This is a genomic window from Nostoc sp. 'Peltigera membranacea cyanobiont' 232, from assembly GCF_002245985.1.
GTDB lineage: Bacteria > Cyanobacteriota > Cyanobacteriia > Cyanobacteriales > Nostocaceae > Nostoc.
In genome coordinates, this window is sequence record NZ_NOLK01000379.1 from 1 (window position 1) to 1,508 (window position 1,508).

The 1,508-nt window shown below is 35.9% G+C and carries 2 pseudogenes; one reads left to right on the top strand and one right to left on the bottom strand.

Annotated elements, in window-relative coordinates:
- Positions 1–844: pseudogene (locus tag CDG79_RS40460) on the top strand (IS630 family transposase); the annotation flags it as partial.
- A gap of 35 nt (positions 845–879) precedes the next feature.
- Here the strand turns inward: CDG79_RS40460 and CDG79_RS40465 are convergent.
- Positions 880–1,451, bottom strand: a pseudogene (locus CDG79_RS40465) (IS630 family transposase); the annotation flags it as partial.
- Positions 1,452–1,508: the final 57 nt, after the last annotated feature.

The following is a 1,508-nucleotide window of genomic DNA, read 5'->3' on the forward strand; positions in this document are numbered from 1 at the left end:
TTATTAAAAACAGTTGATAAAGAACCATCAGATTTGGGTTATGAATTTGGTCGATGGACAGCAGAGAGATTAGCAACGTATTTAACAGAACAAACCGGAATTGATTTAAGTAGTTCTCAAGTTAGGAGGATATTAAAGCGAAAAAAGTATAGTTACATTTGGGCTAAGTATGATTTAGAATCTAAACAAAATCCAATCCTTAGAGCAGAATTTAAAGAGAAACTTGCCCAGTATTTAGCGATAGCAAGAGTAGAGCCAGAGCGAATGCAAGTATGGTTTTGGGACGAAAGCGGTTTCAGTTTACGGGTGATTCGACGCAAAAACTGGGGTAAGCGAGGAAAACGCAAAAATCTTACAGGACAACGACGGCGTGGACGGGTCAATGTTATGGGAGGAATTAGAGAAGGAGATCGAAAACAAGTATGTTTTTTTATTAAAAAAGGTGAGGGAGATATCTTTTATGAGCAGTTGCAGCAACTAAATAAATTGATTAAAGAAGAGTGGATAATGCAGGGAAACAGTACCGAAGATTTTCAGGAGCGTGGCCCCAAGATTATTTTAATTTTAGATAATGCCAGTTTCCATAAACGGAAAGATATTCTCGGCTTTTATTGCCCAAGAACTACCTCATTTTGGATTAGAATTTTTACCTGCATATAGTCCTGACTACAACATCATCGAACTAGTTTGGTATTCATGTAAGGAATATATTGCTCATCGTTTATTTCAATCAGTAGATGAATTAAAGTCAATACTTGATAAACTATTAAATAAAGGTGAGCTAGTCATTAAGTGGTATCGAAAAATAAAAAACAAGGGTAATAGTGACTATGTTGCAATTTAAATGCCTCTTAGCTTAGTTCCTGTGCAATAAAAGCCGAGAATATCTTTCCGTTTATGAAAACTAGCATTATCTAAAATTAAAATAATCTTGGGGCCGCACTCCTGAAAATCTTCGGCGCTGAATCCAGAGCTTGTCCACTCTTCTCTAATTAATTTATTTAGTTGCTGTAACTGTTCATAAAAGATATCTCCCTCACCTTTTTTAATAAAAAAACACTACTTAAATCAATTCCTGTTTGTTCTGTTAAATATGCTGCTAATCTCTCTGCTGTCCATCGACCAAATTCATAACCCAAATCTGATGGTTCTTTATCAACTGTTTTTAATAACAGTTCAATATATTCCGGTGTAGCTTTTCGGTTATGCTCGTACTCTCGTTTATTATGTAAAGTTTCTAGGTTCTCTGGATCTCCATGCATACACCAATATGCAACTGTTCTGGGGGAACAACCTATAAATCTAGAAATTTCTTGTTGTGTTCTACCATCGTTTTGGAGCAGAATAATTAAAATTCTTTCCCTTACGTGCGGTAGCTCGCTCTCCTTAAGAGCCTGCTGTAGCTGAGTAACTTGTTCCAAAGTTAAAAAATTTTTGGCTGGTGGTGGCATAGTTACTTTCAATCGACTCTGCATTTATATTATGCAGCTTAAATGCCGATTAGCTTA